Genomic DNA, 17,872 nt, shown 5'->3' on the forward strand with positions numbered 1-17,872 from the left:
GTAGGATAGGTGGTTAGCCCATGTCACGTTATCATTTGTGATTGCATCCGCGATTTCTTCAATTGTGGCGACGTAGTTTGGATCGAATGACATGATCTGTTGCCTCTGCTGCGAAATCGATAATGACCATACCAAAGCTGATTTTGCGCAAGGCTGGTTGCTTATGCAATGTTGGATAGGCGACGTTTCCCGCATTTTCTAGGGCGTAGTGGCTTGGCGATTTCCTTTCCCTTGGCTCCAAGCAAATACCACCAGAGGCCCATAAATCTTATAGCCACCGATTTCCTGCTCACCGAACACATCGCAGATATGGTGCTTTGTTGCCAATTTTGAGCCGCACAGCAGCTTCTATTCCTTGTTGCGTGAGACGGAAGTACCATCCGTCCATAAGTTCCTATTTCGCTAACGTATTTCGGACGCCTACGTACTACTCTTGAAACGCCCCTTTCAAGACGCTAGCTGGATGTTAAGCCCATCAGCGCACTCCCAGACGTGTACAATGGACGGCTTTTCCCAGTTACGCGTTTATCGAGAGGTAATATTTGTGAGCAGTGCTAAGCGTCCTGATGTTGTGCGCCCCAGTGGTCGCGAAGCCGACCAGCTCCGTGAGATTCGCCTGACCCGCGATTACACCCGTCATGCGGAAGGCTCCGTACTGGTGGAGTTTGGCGATACCAAAGTGCTGTGTAATGCCAGCGTAGAAGCCGGTGTGCCGCGCTGGCTGCGCGGCAAGAATCAGGGCTGGGTCACCGCTGAGTACGGCATGCTGCCCCGCGCCACTCACACCCGTAGTGGCCGTGAAGCGACCCGCGGCAAGCAAGGCGGTCGCACGCTGGAAATCCAGCGTTTGATTGGCCGTAGCCTGCGCGCCGCGGTGAATTTGAAGAAGCTGGGTGAGTTCACCATTACTGTGGATTGCGATGTGATTCAGGCCGATGGCGGTACCCGTACCGCGGCGATTACCGGGGGCTGCGTAGCACTGATCGATGCGATCCGTTATCTGCAACGCGAGAAGAAGATCAAGGGCGATCCCTTCAAGCAGTTGGTGAGCGCCATTTCCGTGGGTATTTATAAAGGCGTGCCGGTGCTGGATCTGGACTACCCGGAAGACAGCAAGGCCGATACCGACCTGAACGTGGTAATGACCGAAAGCGGCGAGCTGATCGAAGTACAGGGAACCGCCGAGGCCGGCGCCTTCACCCGTGCCGAGCTAAATGACATGCTCGACTTGGCCGAGAAGGCAGGCGATGCGTTACGTGATCATCAGCGTGAAGCGCTGGGTATTCGAGGGTAATGAAGGTGAGGTGTGAAGAGTAAGGCGTATAAAAACAACAGGCCAGCTAAATGCTGGCCTGTTGTTTGTCACCCCGGCTAATCAGCAAGGGTGACAGGCGACGCGGGAAAAGTTCGTTGCCTAGCGCCTAAAGCGCTAGGTCGTACTCAACGATTAGCGGTGCGAACTCTGAGAAGGTCGCATCGTAATCGATCCACGCGTCGACCACGTGGCGGCGGAAGTTGGGGCCGACTAACTGATAGTCGATCCGCCAGCCTTCCTGGCGCTCACGAGGCACGTCTTGGTCAAGCTTCGGCCACCAGGTGTACTCACCTGCATCGCGGTTAATTTCGCGGAAGGTGTCGATAAACCCGGTGGGACCAAGCACCTGATCCATCCAGGCACGCTCTTCCGGGCGAAAGCCTGAGGTCAGTTGATTATCCGACCAGTTGGCCAAATCGACGGTTTTATGGGCAATATGCCAGGTACCGCAGAGGATGTATTCGCGGCGTTTGCGCGACATCTTCGTCAGGTACTCCTGATATTGCTCCATAAACGCCTGTTTGGCTTTTTGGTCACTTCCGTCAGGCATCAGGAAGGAGACGATACTGAAGCGTTCATAATCCGCCTGCAGAAAACGTCCTTCATGATCACACTGTGGAAACCCAAGGCCATACATAATCGCCTTGGGAATTTTGCGGCAATAGAGTGCCACACCGGAGAAACCGTCCTCTTCGGCATCCAGGAAATAGCCTTCATAGCCTTCCGGATACAGAATGTGGTCACCCAGTTCAAAACTTTTTGCCTTGATGTTCTGCACGCAGACCACGTCGACATCCTGCTGAGCCAGCCAGTCCAGGAAGCCACGATCGACGGCATCACGAATACCATTGACATTGATGCTGGCAATTTTCATAAATCGTCCCTTTTGCGTCGCTGCTGTATGATACCCGACGTTTAGACGTTTGGGTAAAGGCAGCTAGTAAAACTTGCCATTTACCCCACTTTTATTGTTGCTTTCGTACTGATTTAAACCTACCGCCTAGTGAGGAATGCCGTGGCCACCACTCTACAACCCTACCAGCGCGATTTCATTGCCTTTGCCATTGAGCAAGGCGTGCTTAAGTTTGGCGAGTTTACGCTTAAATCTGGCCGCGTTAGCCCCTACTTTTTCAACGCAGGGCTGTTTCAAACCGGTCGTGCACTGGCCAAACTGGGGCGTTTTTACGCCCAGGCGATTGTCGATAGCGGCTTAAACGCCGATGTGTTGTTTGGCCCGGCGTACAAAGGTATCCCACTGGCGGCAGTCACCGCGGCGGCACTGGCCGATCATCACGACCGGGATATGCCCTACGCCTTCAACCGCAAAGAGGCTAAAACCCACGGAGAAGGCGGCAATATTGTGGGCGCACCGCTTGCTGGCGATATTTTGATCATTGATGACGTGATTACCGCGGGCACCGCGATTCGCGAAGTGATGACGCTGATTGAGCAGAGCGGTGCTCAGGCCGCCGGGGTAATTATCGCACTCGACCGTCAAGAGCGCGGCCAGGGCGAGCAGAGCGCGATTCAGGAAGTGCAGGCTCAGTATGCCATGCCGGTGGTCAGTATCGTTACCCTGGAGCAAGTGCTCACTTATCTGGAAGAGCATGCCGGTGGCGAAATGCTCGCCTACGCTGAAGCGATCAGGGCTTATCGTGACCGCTATGGGATTGCTGGCTGATTAGACCTGCAACGCGCCAGCAAAACCTTGCTGGCGCCACGCCTCGTAGCTCACAATAGCCACGGCGTTGGACAGGTTTAGGCTACGGTTGTTCGGCTGCATGGGCAGGCGCAATTTATGCTCCGAAGTTAGCGCTTCATGCACCTGGGGTGAGAGCCCAGCGGTTTCAGAGCCAAACAGCAGTACATCGCCTGGGGCAAAGTCCGCATCGCTGTAGGTGCGCGTGCCTTTGGTAGTGATCGCCCAGATGCGCCGCCCCTGCATGGTTTGCTGAAAGGCGCTAAAATCGGCGTGGCGAGTGACGTTGTCGAGGTCGCGGTAATCCAGCCCGGCGCGACGCAGCTTCTTCTCTTCCAGGTCGAAGCCAAGCGGCTCAATCAGGTGTAACCGGCAGCCATTATTGGCCACCAAGCGCATGATATTGCCCGTATTGGGCGCCATACGCGGTTCAAAAAGCGCTACTTCAAACATCTCCACCTGCCTGTTTATTATGCATTCGCCAAGCGGACGATTGTACTTGAAACCGTACTTGAAATCGTAATTGAAACCGCCTGCAACTCTCGTAGAGGACGACCGACGCCATGACGCCCGCAACGCCCAAGAGCATTCTTAGCCGCATCAAAGGGCTAAACCCGCGCCAACAGGAAGCCGTGCGCTACATTGATGGCCCTTGCCTGGTGTTGGCGGGTGCAGGTTCCGGTAAAACCAGCGTTATCACCACTAAAATTGCCTATTTGGTGCAAGAGTGTGGGATGAGCGCGCGCAGAATCGCCGCGGTGACCTTTACCAATAAAGCCGCCCGAGAGATGAAAGAGCGCGTGGGCCAGATGCTCCACGGCAAAGAGGGCCACGGGCTGACGGTCTCTACATTTCACACCCTGGGGCTGAATATTATCCGTGGCGAGCTTAAAACCTTGGGCTATAAACCGGGCTTTTCGCTATTTGACCCGGAAGACGCCAAAGCACTGCTGCGCGATTTGATGAATAAAGACGCTCAGGTGGACGCCGAGCAGATCAACGCCGTGCAGAGCAAAATTTCCACCTGGAAGAACGACTTGGTGCTACCCAGCGATGCGCTCTCGTTTGCGGCTGATGACGATGAGCACTTTGCCGCTCGGGTGTATGAAGCCTACGTACGCCATTTAAAAGCCTACAACGCGGTGGATTTCGATGATCTGATTCTGCTGCCGGTGGTACTGCTCAAGAACGATACGGAAGCACTAGAGCGCTGGCGGCGCAAAATCCACTATATGCTCGTCGATGAGTATCAAGACACCAACGTCTCCCAGTACCTGCTGGTGAAACTGCTGATGGCGGAGCGCTCCACCTTTACCGTGGTAGGCGACGATGACCAGTCGATCTACGCCTGGCGCGGTGCACGCCCTGAAAACCTGATTACCCTGGGTGAGGATTTCCCACGCCTGAAAGTCATCAAGCTGGAGCAAAACTACCGCTCTACCGCCACGATACTGCGCGCAGCCAACACACTGATCGCCAATAACCCCCACGTTTACGAGAAGACACTATGGTCTGATATGGGCGACGGCGCGCCTATTCGAGTAATCGTGAATCGTCATGAAGAGGCGGAGTCTGAGCGGGTCGCCAGCGAAATGCTCACCCGGCGTATCAAGGAAAAGGCCGAGTGGCGGGACTTTGCGGTGCTTTATCGGGGCAATTTCCAGGCCCGCTTGTTAGAGCTTAAGCTGCAGCACTACCAAATTCCTTACAAGCTCTCCGGTGGTACGTCGTTTTTCTCGCGCAACGAGATTAAAGACACCATGGCTTACCTGCGCCTGCTGATTAATCCCGCCGACGACAACGCTTTTTTGCGCATTGTGAACGTGCCACGCCGCGAAGTGGGCCCTGGAACGGTAGAGAAGCTCGCCAACTATGCTACAGAACGCTCAATTTCGCTGTTTGCCGCCTGCCATGAGCTTGGGTTGGAGCAAGTATTACCGACCCGAGCCGTGGAGCGATTGTCGCGCTTTACCCACTTTATCGACGGCGTGCGCAAGCGCATGGATCAAGGCGATGCCATTGCCGCCATTCGCGACATGCTGCGGGATATGGATTACGAAGCCTGGCTGTATCAAAACGCCAGCGCGCCCACCGTCGCCGAACGTCGCATGGCCAACGTGTGGATTCTAATCGACCAGCTAGAAAAATCCCTCAACCGCGACCCAGAGGACGATACCGATTCCACCGAGACCGAAACCGACGGCGTAGAAGCGGCTATTTCACGCTTGGTACTGCGCGATATTCTGGAGCAGCAGGCGGAAGAGGATGACTCGGATAGAGTACAGCTACTCACCATGCACGCCTCAAAAGGCCTGGAGTTCCCCCACGTCTATTTAATGGGCTTGGAAGAGGATCTACTGCCTCACCGCAACGCCATCGAAGTAGGCACTGTGGAGGAGGAGCGGCGGCTGGCCTATGTGGGCATTACCCGGGCGCGGCGCACGCTAACGCTGACGCTTGCCCGCCAGCGCAAAGCCTACGGTGAACTGATGGACTGTACGCCCAGCCGCTTTTTAGACGAGCTTCCCGGGGAGGATTTGGAGTGGGAAGGTCGTGCCGATAAAGAGGATCCGGATAAGAAGCAGGCCCGCGGTAAAGACGCCATTGCCGGGCTGCGTTCGCTGCTGGGGTGATAAAGCGGGAGTTATAAAATTAGGCTTTTAAAAAAAGAATATCCACAGGGCGGCGACTAAAACACCCTGTGGATAAATTTACCAAGCTAAATCATTGCTGCTTACTTTACTGGGCTTCAGCCATTAAATAATCGACAACAGCCATCACTTCTTCATCGGAAAGATTGGGATTACCGCCTTTGGCTGGCATAGCACCGATACCGTTAATGGCGCTGGCGTAGAGCTCATCAGCCCCCTTCTCTAAACGCGCCGCCCAAGCTTCTGAATCGCCAATTGTCGGTGCGCCAGCAACGCCGTTATCGTGACATGCCACACAGCCAGAACTTGCGTAGAGAGCTTCACCGTCTAAGTCGCTGCCACCGCTGGCTTCTTCAACTGCTGCATCGTCGTTAGAAGCCATTTCTTCAGTTGCCGCTTCACCTTCAGCAGCGGCGGTCTCTTCGGTAGCGGCCTCATCGGCGGCACCTTCGTCGCTAGAAGCTTCGGCCTCTGCAGCAGCTTCATCACCGCCACTCAACTCGGGCACTTCCATAACCGGCTCAACCATATAGGCGACCGCCGCTTCCACTTCTTCATCGGAAAGGTTGGGGTTACCGCCTTTCGCCGGCATGGCGCCAATACCGTTAATAGCGTGATCTAGCAGCGTGGCGAAGCCTTGTTCAGCACGTTCAGCCCAGGCCTCTTCATCACCACGAATAGGTGCGCCCGCAGCGCCCGATTCATGACAGGCGCTACATACATTACCGTAGATGCCCTCACCGTCGATATCACCGCCACTGCTACTATCGCTAGGAGGTGCCGCTGCGGTGCCACAGTCTTGGCCTTGTAAACAGAGTTGACCCACCGGCGCCAAACGCTCGGCAATCGCATCACGTGCGGCGTCATCTTGGGCATAAACACTGGATGTGCCCGCCATGAAGCCGAGGGCCGCCAGCCCGCTCATGATCAGCTTAGCTTTCACTCTCACCACCTCTTGAGTATTGTCATCAAACTTTTATCCTCAACCCCTGTGCGTGGCAGCGCCAATATCGACGGTGCGCAGCTGAGACGCCAAGACGTGCATATAGGACTAGTATAACGGCAACGCAAAGCGCAAGAAAATGCTACTAAGCGCGCCTATTCAACCGTTGACTACTATTGGCAGCTTAATTTGGCAAACTCCTCCTCTCACCACTGCCTTTCCAGGCGAATAAACGTTGCTGCGCATAGCGTATGAAACCCGCCTGCTGGTAAAGCCGTTTAGCCGGTAAATTTATGTCATCTACCGCCAGCGTGACCTCCTGCACGCCAGCCTGCTGGGCAAGCGCGAGGCCTTTATTTAACAACGAGCGCCCCAAGCCTTTGCCACGCCAATTCGGTGTTAGTCCCATTAACATTAGCTCCCAACGGCCTAGCGCAGGGCGCGGCGCAAGCAGTAGCACACCCACCACAGCCTCGTGATAGCCCACTGCGTACCAGTGCTGTGGCGCTTGGGGATCCTGCTGATAAAACCCATTCAATAACTCTTCCACTGAGAGTACGTCGCGCAGGGGTCGGCTATCCAGCGAACCCTGACCCACTGCGGCCAGCAGATTCAGCTGCTCCGCCCAAGAAAACTCGCAAAGCGGCTGCAGTGAAAGCGGCAGCGCTTCATTCATCGCTAAGCGGTAGCGGCTACTGCCGGTTAAATGATCCAAGCAAGCCAAACGCTGCATGCCATGCTCACGTAGCAGCGCTTCTGATACGGGCGCCTGGGATGACAGCTCCAAGTGGCACAAGCGAATATTGTGGGCTTCTACCCATGCATTGGCCGCACGCAATAGTGCGCTAGTATGCACACCCTGCTCGCTGGGCAACGGCTTGGGTAACCATAGCTGCGCCATATTCATGGGCAGAGGTTGTACCCAGATGGCGCTCACTAACTGGCCTGCCTCAATAGTTATCCATAGCCCATCCCACTGGACATCTGGTTGATTGTACATTGCCTTTACGGCAGCGCTCAGTGCCGCTTGCTGTTCAGGGTCATGAGCAGCAGACAGCTGCAGCAGTGCCTCGCGACGCCGTGCTGGCGGGCAAAGTACTACCTCTGGGCTATTTGAGGGGTCACTAGACGTCATGGCTGATCAATCAAATGCCGAGCTCCGAAGAAGTAATAAAGCGTGCTACGTTATTAGCCTACAATTTATAACCTCATCCTGACGGCCTAAGCCTTTGCACGCCACCCTTATCCGTGCTTATTTCAAAGGTTAATGGCAGCGAATGATTTAAAGGAGTAACCATCCCGCCATGCGTATATTGTTGGTAGAAGACGATCCGAGCTTAGCCTCGGGCATTCGCTTGGCATTAAAGCCCGAGAATTTCACGGTGGATCACCTGAGTGATGGCGTTAGCGCCTTGGCCGCGTTAAAGGAAGGTGAACCTTTTGATGCGGTCATTCTCGATCTGGGGCTACCGCGTATGGATGGTATGCAGGTACTGGAAGCCGTGCGGCGGCTGGGCAATCGCGTGCCCATTTTGGTATTAACCGCTCGCGATGCCGTCGATGAACGTATCGCCGGGTTGGATGCAGGTGCCGATGATTATTTAACCAAGCCGTTTGAGGTCGCTGAATTAAAAGCCCGCCTGAGAGCCTTGTTGAGACGTAGCAGTGACCAGGTAAACAGCGCCCTGGAGTGCCGAGGTATTCGCCTTGATCCGTTAACCATGCAGGTTAGCTACCAGGGGAAACCCGTGGTGTTATCACGACGGGAATTAACCCTGCTGCAAGAGTTTATGAGTCACCCTGGGCGAGTGTTCACCCGCGATACCCTAACGCGCTTGGTCTATGGCTGGGATGAAGATGTAGAAAGCAATGCCATTGAAGTACATGTGCACCACCTTCGGCGAAAATTCTTTCCTCACCTGATTCGCACACTACGCGGCATTGGTTACGTAATGGATAAAACGGACCAGGATCAGCACTCATGACCTCTATCCGCCAACGCACTCTGGGGCTAGCGCTGCTGGTGTTTGGCATTAGCATGCTGGTGATTGGCTTTATCAGCTATCGCTACGCTGCCCATGAAATTGAAGCATTGTACGACGCCAGTCTTGAGCAAAATGCGCGCTTATTAGAAGGCTTGTTGCAAGCACCGCTGCCAGATGAGGCCCGGGGAGTACTGCTCAACAGCCTAGAAAGCGCTCTAGGCAAAACGGCGAGATCTGATCGACGCTTTGCAGGTTACCGGGCGGATAGCCAGCTGGGCTTTCAGCTATGGGAACGGAACCGCCTCCTGTTGCGCTCAGCTAATGCCCCTGAGTCGCCGTTGGCCGATCTCCCTTTGGGTTTCACTAGTCAGTCTATTGATGAGATCCAATGGCGCATTTATGTACTCGACATCCCCAACTCCATACAGCGGATTGTGGTTAGCGAGCGCGAAGACGTTCGCGGGGAGCTGATCAGGGCGGTAGCATTGCGCACGTTACTGCCCGACCTGATTGGCCTGCCGCTACTCACCGCCCTGCTGTGGTGGTCGATTGGCTGGGGCTTGGTACCACTGTTGCGCATGGCCGAGCAAATTCGCAATCGTGATCCGCATAATTTACAGCCCCTCACCCTCAGCCCACTGCCCCAGGAACTAGATACTATCGCCGGTGCGCTCAACCGGCTGTTAGAGCGAATCCGCATAATGCGCGTGCGTGAAAAGCGCTTTATTGCCGATGCCGCCCATGAATTACGTACCCCGTTAGCAGTGCTTGATCTACACGCCCAGAATGCCCTGACTGCCGACAATCTTGAAGATCGTCAGGAGGCACTCAGTCACCTTCGCGGCGGCGTTGCACGGGCCACGCGCTTGGTTACCCAACTCTTAACGCTGGCTCGCCTGGAGCCTGAAGAGGAGTCGCAGCCTGAATACCGCACTAGCCAGTTGCTTAGTGAAGTGCGTGAGACCCTTGCTAAGCTTTCGCCGCTGGCCGCTGAGCGCGAACAGCAACTGCTGTTAAATGCAGATGAGCAGGCAGATTGGTCGATATTAGAAGAGCCCGGTGCCATTGAAACCCTGGTACAGAATCTAGTCGGTAATGCTATCCAACACTCGCCTAACCATAGTGTCATCAGCATCACCCTAGCGACGACGCCACAAAGCTTTCAATTAACGGTGGATGACCAAGGCCCGGGGATACCAATCAATGAACGCAAAAAAGTGGTTGAGCGCTTTCAACGCTCGGGCCCCAGTGCTGGTTCAGGATTAGGACTTTCCATCGTTGAGCGGCTGGTCACACGCCATGGCGGAACCCTTCAGCTTGATGATGCCCCCAGTGGGGGATTGCGTGTGCGTATTGTTTTACAGCGCCTAAAAGAGGAGTAGCACCCTCTTTTCTTGCTAAACTGAGTTTTATGAGTCTCTTAAGGTTGCGATAAGAATTGCGTGCAACTGTGGAGGTACAAGGCGAGCCAGACACCCACGGCTCCCTCTTTTCTCCACATGGAGGTACCCTGATGAACCAAGTGACTTTTTCACCTAAACCCTTAATTCAACTAGGCTCAGCACCACTGCTAGCCAAGCCAACTGCGCGGCGGCTACTGCCTACTAGCCCAGCGATGACGGTACTGACCGACTTTTCCCAAGTCATGCCTCAATCCGTTGATGCCGACACGCCTATCGACGAGGCGCATCTCAAGATGCGTTATAGCGGTGTAAGACTGCTGTTCGTGATGGATCACCAAGCGCACTGCATCGGAATTATTAACTCAAAAGAAGTGATTGGTACGCGGCGTATCAACATCGCCATGCAGCAGCGTAACCTCAGCCGCGAAGAAGTGACCGCTGAAATGATCATGACCCCGTGGCACAAGCTTAGCGCCATGACCATCACCCAGCTGGCATCGCTGACCATTGAGGATCTGGTGCTGTCGATGGAAGCCGTGACCGATCAACACCTGTTAATCACAGAGCAAAACGATAACCACGAACTTAGAATTCGCGGCATTATCTCAGCCAGTGATATACAGAGCGCGGTAGGTAAAGAAATCAACCCGGTGCCTATGGCGAAAAGCTTCGCTGATATTTGCCAAGTCATAACTGGCCACGATCTATAACGACTGATCGTTAACCCATTTAATTTACATCTAGAAACGCCCCTCACTGGTTACTCAGTGAGGGGCGTTTTCAGTTTGCTATACAGCGTTTAAAACAACGCGCCGTTAATCCAAAGATGCGTCGCAATGCTGGCGGCATAGCCCAGCAATATTGCCGGTACCCAGCGAAGGTGTACGGCAAAGGTATAAATACCTCGCGCCTGCCCCATAAGGGCAACCCCCGCGGCTGAGCCCATAGAGAGCAAACTACCCCCCACGCCTGCGGTTAAGGTAATCAACAGCCAGTTACCCTCCGTCATATCCGGGGCCATGGAAAGTACTGCGAACATCACCGGGATGTTGTCCACGACTGCCGAGATAAGCCCCAGCACCACGTTCGCCCACACCGGGTTCCAACTGCCGTAGAGCGTTTCGGAAAGCAGGCTGAGGTAGCCCATAAAGCCAAGGCCACCCACACACATTACAACCCCGTAGAAGAACAGCAGCGTATCCCACTCGGAACGAGCGATACGGCTGAAAATATCGAAGGGAACCACGCTACCTAGCTGCTCCAGCTTCTTCCAATCGCCCCGGCGGGAGTAGCGCTCACGCTTGCGTTCAAGCGAACGCGGCAGGCTGCGGCGTAGGTAGTAACCAAAGAACTGCAGCAGGCCTAAACCAAACATCATGCCCATGGCAGGCGGTAAGTAGAGGATAGAATGGCACAGTACCGAGATGGCCACGGTAATCAAAAACAGTACGATAATTCGCCGTGCGCCGCGCTTGAGCCAGACATTCTCTTTAAGCGAAGCAGGCTGACGATTGACGATAAAGAAATTCATGATAACCGCAGGCACCATGAAATTAACCACCGCCGGAAGCAGCAGCGCGAAGAAGCCTTCAAATGGTACTTGGCCCGCCTGCCACACCATCAGCGTGGTGATATCGCCAAATGGGCTAAAAGCACCACCCGCGTTAGAAGCTACCACCACATTGACACAGCAAAGGCCGATAAACTTATTATCACCCTCGGCCACTTTGAGTACCACGGCGCACATCAGCATGGCGGTGGTCATATTGTTGGCAATCGCCGAAATACCGAATGCCATGACACCGGTAATCCAGAACAAGGAGCGATAGCTGAAGCCTTTACGCACTAGCCAAGAACGTAGCGCATCAAATACCCGACGCTCTTCCATGGCGTTGATATAGGTCATTGCCACCAGCAAAAACAGCAGTAGCTCAGCGTATTCAAGCAGTGTTTCACGGAAGGCGGTTTCCGCCTCTTCCGGCATCCCCGCTTGTACATAGACCCAGGCCACTAGCGCCCAGATAAGCCCTGCCGCAACCAGCACCGGCTTAGACTTACGCATATGCAGTAGCTCTTCACTCATCACCAACGCATAGGCGAGCACGAAGATCACGACAGAAGAGATACCGGCAAGTGAAAGAGTAAGATCAAGGGGCCCAGCGGCGGCATAAGAGAGGGAAGGAAAGACAAAAAGCGTGCAGGCGAGCAACAACCAAGCGACCCGGCTAGCATAATGCCGGGTTACGTGGACGTTTGGTGGTTTCATGGCGATGTTATCCAATCAGAAGGGAAAAAGACCGCCACGATCATAAGCACCCTAATGACATGCTGCAACGCAACGGTTGCGCATAAGATGCGACTTATTGCCGCATCTCGTAAAGCATTTTTATTAGTTCAACTACTCACAAGGTTTGGCGTCGTCGTCACTCCACCGTCACACTCTTGGCCAGATTACGCGGCTGGTCAACATCGGTACCTTTGAGCACGGCCACGTGGTAACTCAATAGCTGTAGCGGCAGGGTATACAGCAGCGGCGCCAGCGCTTCGTGCACGTGTGGCAGGGTCAGCACACGAATATCTTCCTGGACGTCGATACCCACGCTTTCATCGGCGAACACAAACAGTTTGCCGCCGCGGGCACGGACTTCCTGAAGGTTGGATTTTAGCTTTTCAAGCAGATCATCGTTGGGGGCGACCGATATCACTGGCATTTCGCTATCCACTAGCGCCAGCGGGCCATGCTTTAACTCCCCTGCGGGATACGCCTCGGCATGAATATAGGAAATCTCTTTGAGCTTTAACGCCCCTTCAAGGGCAATCGGATAGTGAGCTCCGCGCCCCAAGAAGAGCGCATGATGTTTCTCTGCAAACGCTTGGGAAAGTATTTCGATCTGGCTATCCAACGCCAACACCCGCTGACACACCTCCGGCAACGTGCGCAGCGCAGCGATAATACCCGGATACTCAACCTGATTTTTGGCTTTACTGACCGAAAGCGTCAGCAGCATTAACGCCACTAACTGGGTAGTAAAGGCTTTGGTAGAGGCCACGCCAATTTCAGGGCCCGCGCGGGTCATGAGAGACATATCCGACTCCCGCACCAGCGAACTACCGGGCACGTTACAAATCGCCAGCGAACCCACATAGTTGAGGGTTTTAGCAAAGCGTAACGCGGCCAGGGTATCGGCGGTTTCGCCGGACTGGGAGAGGGTGACAAACAGCGTGCCTTCGGGCACGACCGGGTGGCGGTAGCGATATTCAGAGGCCACCTCGACCTGCACCGGCACCCCCGCATAGCGCTCCAGCCAATAGCGCGCCACCAGCCCCGCATGGTAGCTGGTGCCGCAGGCAATGATATGCACGTGGCGAGTGCGCTGGAAAAGCGCCAGCGCATCGGGGCCAAAGCTCTCTATTAACACGCTTTGAGCGCTCAGCCGCCCCTCTAGTGCCGCCTCAATCACCGTTGGCTGCTCGAAAATCTCTTTGAGCATATAGTGGCGATAATTGCCCTTACTGGCCGCGCCATCGCCGTGCTCAAAGGTATGGATAGGGCGCTCGACGTCGTTACCGTGGCGATCCACAATGCGAATGGCACCCTGCTCGCGCAGCTCGACCAAATCGCCCTCTTCAAGGTAAATAAAACGATCTGTGACCGGCAGCAGCGCCAGCGGGTCAGAGGCTAAAAAGGCCTCATTAATCCCCACACCGACCACCAGCGGACTACCCTGGCGCGCGCCAACCACCACGCCAGGTTCTTGAGCACACATTACGCCCAGTGCGTAGGCGCCGCCTAAGCCGTTAACGATCTGCTGGGTAGCATCAAACAGGCTGAGCCCATCAGCCAGCTTTTCGAAGAGTAAGTGAGCAATTACTTCGGTATCGGTTTCTGAGCTAAACGCATAGCCACTGCGCTGGAGGCTCTCTTTTATAGCCTCGTAGTTCTCAATGATACCGTTATGCACAACGGCAACCTGATCGCTACTGTGGTGCGGGTGCGCATTGGCCTCAGAGGGTTTACCGTGGGTTGCCCAGCGGGTATGCGCGATACCCGAAAAACCCGGTAGCGCGGCCTTATCCAATTGAGCGGTAAGCGCCGCCACTTTTCCAAGCGCACGATGGCGGGTTAATACGCCGTCGTTGAACACCGTCATACCGGCTGAATCGTAGCCGCGATATTCCAGGCGTTTTAGTCCTTCTAATAGAATTTCTTGGACGTTGCGCTGGGCAACGGCGGCCACAATGCCACACATAATCACTCTCCTAGTTTATTAACCAGAGTTCTTCACAAACGCTACTCGACCAACCCGCTGAACGGTAGAACGACGGCCATTGATTATGAATACGTCTTTTTAATGATTCTTAGCACCATTTTAAAAACGATTTTAAGTGCTGTTTTAAAGACTGACTCAAGAGCCCTCTTTAATTGCTTCCTTCTCGCCCTATGGCTTTGTCACTTTACTAGGACGCAGCCAATCAATTTTTTCTAGCTGACGGCCTCGCGTAACGGCCAACGCGTAGTCGGTGACATCTTTAGCAATCGTAGATCCAGCCCCTATGGTAGCGCCTTTGCCTACCGAAACAGGTGCGACCAAGGCGGTGTTCGAACCGATGAAGGCGTTATCACCAATATCGGTGTGGTGCTTGTTAGCGCCGTCATAGTTACAGGTGATCGTGCCTGCCCCCACGTTCACGTCACGCCCCAATCGGGCATCACCGACATAGCTTAAGTGATTGATCTTACTGCCCTCACCCACATCGGCGTTTTTGGTTTCAACGAAATTTCCCACCTTGGCTTTTACTGCTAGCCGCGTCCCTGGGCGAAGTCGCGCAAAGGGGCCAACCTGGTTCAGGCCAGCTGCCACGGTGCCGTCTATCACGCTGTGGGGCTCTATCACGCTCTCTGCACCAATGGTGCTGTTTTTGATCACGCAGTAGGGGCCTATGCGCACGCCCTCGCCTAGTTCAACTTCGCCTTCAAATACACAACCCACATCGATAAACACATCGTGACCGCAGGTCAAACGTCCGCGCACATCGAGCCGTTCGGGGTCGGCAAGTGCCACTCCTTGTGCCATTAACTTATCGGCAAACTGGCGTTGATAAACGCGCTCCAAGCGGGCCATTTGCGCTCGATTATTAACCCCTTCCACTTCAACGGCGGAGGCCGGTTGGGCAGTACATACCTTGATGCCTTCCGCTGCGGCCATGGCAATTACATCGGTCAGATAGTACTCACCCTGGGCATTTTCTGCGGAGAGCTGCGGTAACCAGCGTTTAAGCTGGGCACTCGTCATGGCCATAATACCGGTATTGCATTCGGTAATCGCAAGCTCGGCGCTGCTGGCATCTTTTTGCTCAACAATCGCCACTGCTTCGCCTGCGTCGTCACGCACAATTCGCCCATAGCCCGTGGGGTCAGCTAGCGTTACCGTCAACAGCCCCATGTGCTGCTCATCCACATGGGCCAACAGCTCGCTCAGGGATTCCCGCTGCAGCAGCGGTACATCGCCGTAAAGGATTAACACCTTACCGCTCCCTAACTGCTCGAGCGCTTGCGCCACCGCGTGTCCGGTGCCCTTCTGCTCGGCCTGAACGGCAAACTTTACAGGCTTTTCTGCCAGCACTTCGCGCAGTTGGTCAGCGCCATGACCAATAACGACATGGGTGCGATCCGGCTGCAACCCTGAAGCGGTATCCAGCACGTGCTGCACCATTGGCTTGCCGGCCAAGGGATGCAACACTTTAGGAATTTGTGAACGCATCCGCGTGCCTTTACCCGCGGCGAGAATGACAATATCCAGTTCTTGCATACTATTCACCTATTACTGATGGGTCAGCGGGCGCCGGGCTGTCTGTGGCGGGACTGTTGGTCGCTGGGGTTCGTCGTTGTTCAATGCCCAACTCATTAACCAGCGTTTCCCCAAAATAATTAACAAATTCCGGGCTAGCAATGCTGCGCCACTGCTCGCCATCACGCACGAGCAAAAGCACTTTAAGGTTATTCTCAATGGCCAGTTGCATCGCCTCCTGCTCGCCAACCACCAGTAGCGCCGTCGCCCAGGCATCTGCCCAGGCATTGGAGGGATGGAAAACAGACACCGAGGCAAGCTGGTGGGTCACCGGCCGCCCCGTGCGCGGATCAATGGTGTGGGAAAAGCGCTGGCCATTCACTTCAAAATAGTTGCGGTAATCACCCGAGGTGGCCACCGACATACTCTCTAGCGGGATAATATGCTGAGCACGCTGCTGAACATCTTCAGGCACCTCAATGCCAATCTGCCAGGGCGTTTGTTCTTCCTCATCGCGCAGGCCGCGGGCGATCAGTTCTCCGCCAATATTGACTAAGTAGTGCTCCAGCCCCTGCTGTTCCAGGTAAGCAGCTACGCGGTCAGTTCCATGGCCTTTGGCCACGCCGGAAAGGTCGACAAACACATCGCGGGTACGCCGCGCCTGCATATTTTGGGTGTCGATTTCTAGCGCATCAATGCCTACCTGGGCAAGCTCCTCGGACAGGGCATCGTCGGAAGGGACGGTTTCAGGCCGTGCACCGGGGCCAAAGCTCCATAAATTGACCAGGTCGCCTACAGTAATATCAAAAGCGCCGTGGCTGGCTTCAGCGACGGATTGGCTAATCGCAAGCACGTCAATAAGCTCATTGGAGAGCGGCTGCCACTCATCTAAAGGCGCTTCGTTGAAGGCGATCAGCTCCGAGTCATCCCGGTAGGTCGACATCGCCTGATCAACGCTCTCCAACTCTGCTTTAAAGCCCTCTTCCAATTCAAGAGACTCGCCCTGAGTAAGCGGATCCATAATGGTCACCTGGTAGAAGGTGCCGAAAATATTGCCATCAAAGCGTACCGGTGGTTCCAGCGGTCGATCACTCTCTGAGCAGCCTGCCACGCCTAACCCCAAGCCCAGCAGTGAGCCCGTTACGATCAGTGCACGTCCCCACCTTGCTGTGCGTTCAACAGCCTTTTTCATCGTTGCTTTATCCTAAAAATAAAAGAACCACAGCAGCCAGACGCCGAACAGCACGCGATAAATCACAAAGGGCTGCATTCCCAATTTTTTTATAACCACCAGAAAGTAGTGAATACACAAATACGCGCTTATTCCCGATAACAGGGTGCCCGCCAACATCGCGATCCAATCAATCGACTGTGGAACGCTAAACAGCCCTACTGCTTCTAGGCCACCTGCCAGCACAATCACCGGGATTGATAATAAGAAAGAGAAGCGCGAGGCGCCTTCTCGGTTCATGCCCACCATCAGCGCCGCGGTAATGGTAATCCCCGAGCGCGAGGTTCCTGGGATGAGTGCTAGCGCCTGGGCACCACCAATAATCAGCACATCCTTCAAACGCAGTTGGTACTCGCTGCGCGTACCCTCTTTACGCCAATCGGCATACCCCAACAATAGCCCGAAACCAATTAAACTGAAGCCGATAATCAGCGTAGAGCGCATAAAATGAGAAATAACATCGTGCAGTAGTAAACCAATAAGCCCCACCGGGATGGTCGCTAACGTCACCCATAAAGCCAGTCGTGCGTCTTCGTTCACTCCTTTGCCGCTGAGCGCAGCCAAGCTGCTAATGACCATCTGCCAAATTTCCTGCCGGAAATAGATAATCACCGCGGAGAGGCTGCCTAAATGTAGGGCAACATCAAAGGCTAGGCCTTGATCTTGCCACTCTGTCAGCACAGGCACCAAGATTAGGTGGGCAGAGCTTGAAACGGGTAAAAATTCTGACACTCCCTGAACAACCGCTAACACCACCACCTGGAGCCAATCCATAAAAAAATCCTGTGCATAGAAACAATTTAATGGTTGCAATGGCGCTTAAGGATACACATCCACCTATTCGTTGTCCGCCATT

General features: G+C 54.5%; 15 protein-coding genes. 6 read left to right on the forward strand and 9 right to left on the reverse strand.

The window, feature by feature from the left end; translation table 11 throughout:
* The first annotated feature begins 571 nt into the window (after nt 1–571).
* A complete protein-coding gene (rph, locus tag LMS44_RS23700) occupies nt 572–1,294 on the forward strand; it encodes a ribonuclease PH (protein ID WP_170834128.1) in 723 nt (240 codons plus the stop codon).
* A 127-nt stretch (nt 1,295–1,421) separates the two neighbouring features.
* Here the strand turns inward: rph and LMS44_RS23705 are convergent, their stop codons facing one another.
* The gene (locus LMS44_RS23705; RefSeq protein WP_009286323.1) at nt 1,422–2,189 is read right to left on the reverse strand and encodes an exodeoxyribonuclease III; all 768 of its coding nucleotides are present in this window, start codon (nt 2,187–2,189) and stop codon (nt 1,422–1,424) included.
* A 141-nt stretch (nt 2,190–2,330) separates the two neighbouring features.
* Here LMS44_RS23705 and pyrE point away from each other — a divergent pair, with 141 nt between their 5' ends.
* Nucleotides 2,331–2,996 (forward strand): orotate phosphoribosyltransferase, encoded by a 666-nt coding sequence (pyrE, locus tag LMS44_RS23710; RefSeq protein ID WP_039857831.1) that lies wholly within the window; start codon nt 2,331–2,333, stop codon nt 2,994–2,996.
* On the opposite strand, the gene LMS44_RS23715 is transcribed toward pyrE, so the two are convergent.
* A complete protein-coding gene (locus LMS44_RS23715) occupies nt 2,997–3,467 on the reverse strand; it encodes a tRNA (cytidine(34)-2'-O)-methyltransferase (RefSeq protein WP_022521067.1) in 471 nt (156 codons plus the stop codon).
* Between the two features lie 110 nt (nt 3,468–3,577).
* Here LMS44_RS23715 and rep point away from each other — a divergent pair, with 110 nt between their 5' ends.
* Entirely contained in the window at nt 3,578–5,647 is a 2,070-nt protein-coding gene (gene rep / locus LMS44_RS23720; protein ID WP_009286326.1) for a DNA helicase Rep, read from the forward strand.
* Between the two features lie 106 nt (nt 5,648–5,753).
* Here rep and LMS44_RS23725 read toward each other — a convergent pair whose 3' ends face one another.
* Both LMS44_RS23725 and LMS44_RS23730 read right to left on the reverse strand, forming a co-directional pair.
* Nucleotides 5,754–6,608 (reverse strand): c-type cytochrome, encoded by an 855-nt coding sequence (locus LMS44_RS23725; RefSeq protein WP_498946570.1) that lies wholly within the window; start codon nt 6,606–6,608, stop codon nt 5,754–5,756.
* A gap of 184 nt (nt 6,609–6,792) precedes the next feature.
* Nucleotides 6,793–7,743: a GNAT family N-acetyltransferase gene (locus LMS44_RS23730; protein WP_138800885.1), complete on the reverse strand. Its 951-nt coding sequence runs from the start codon at nt 7,741–7,743 to the stop codon at nt 6,793–6,795.
* Between the two features lie 169 nt (nt 7,744–7,912).
* On the opposite strand from LMS44_RS23730, the gene LMS44_RS23735 reads away from it, so the two are divergent.
* From LMS44_RS23735 to LMS44_RS23745, 3 genes are all read left to right on the forward strand, one after another.
* The gene (locus LMS44_RS23735; protein ID WP_022521064.1) at nt 7,913–8,593 is read left to right on the forward strand and encodes a response regulator transcription factor; all 681 of its coding nucleotides are present in this window, start codon (nt 7,913–7,915) and stop codon (nt 8,591–8,593) included.
* Nucleotides 8,590–9,975 carry an ATP-binding protein gene (locus tag LMS44_RS23740; protein ID WP_022521063.1) on the forward strand — a complete coding sequence of 462 codons (1,386 nt, stop codon included), beginning with the start codon at nt 8,590–8,592 and terminating at the stop codon, nt 9,973–9,975. Before LMS44_RS23735 ends, LMS44_RS23740 begins: the two co-directional genes overlap by 4 nt.
* A 131-nt stretch (nt 9,976–10,106) precedes the next feature.
* Complete coding sequence (locus tag LMS44_RS23745; protein ID WP_022521062.1) at nt 10,107–10,706, forward strand: CBS domain-containing protein; 600 nt, start codon at nt 10,107–10,109, stop codon at nt 10,704–10,706.
* 89 nt (nt 10,707–10,795) lie between these two features.
* On the opposite strand, the gene nhaD is transcribed toward LMS44_RS23745, so the two are convergent.
* From nhaD to LMS44_RS23770, 5 genes are all read right to left on the reverse strand, one after another.
* Complete coding sequence (gene nhaD / locus LMS44_RS23750) at nt 10,796–12,262, reverse strand: sodium:proton antiporter NhaD (RefSeq protein WP_022521061.1); 1,467 nt, start codon at nt 12,260–12,262, stop codon at nt 10,796–10,798.
* 157 nt (nt 12,263–12,419) lie between these two features.
* Complete coding sequence (glmS, locus tag LMS44_RS23755; protein ID WP_041157446.1) at nt 12,420–14,246, reverse strand: glutamine--fructose-6-phosphate transaminase (isomerizing); 1,827 nt, start codon at nt 14,244–14,246, stop codon at nt 12,420–12,422.
* 189 nt (nt 14,247–14,435) lie between these two features.
* Entirely contained in the window at nt 14,436–15,806 is a 1,371-nt protein-coding gene (gene glmU, locus LMS44_RS23760) for a bifunctional UDP-N-acetylglucosamine diphosphorylase/glucosamine-1-phosphate N-acetyltransferase GlmU (protein ID WP_041157447.1), read from the reverse strand.
* A gap of 1 nt (nt 15,807) precedes the next feature.
* Nucleotides 15,808–16,977, reverse strand: coding sequence for an FAD:protein FMN transferase (locus LMS44_RS23765; protein ID WP_041157448.1), 1,170 nt, complete (start codon nt 16,975–16,977; stop codon nt 15,808–15,810).
* Nucleotides 16,978–16,989: 12 nt separating this feature from the next.
* A complete protein-coding gene (locus tag LMS44_RS23770; RefSeq protein ID WP_041157449.1) occupies nt 16,990–17,790 on the reverse strand; it encodes an undecaprenyl-diphosphate phosphatase in 801 nt (266 codons plus the stop codon).
* Between the last annotated feature and the right edge of the window lie 82 nt (nt 17,791–17,872).

It is taken from the genome of Halomonas profundus (assembly GCF_020865425.1).
Taxonomy (GTDB): Bacteria; Pseudomonadota; Gammaproteobacteria; order Pseudomonadales; family Halomonadaceae; genus Vreelandella; species Vreelandella titanicae.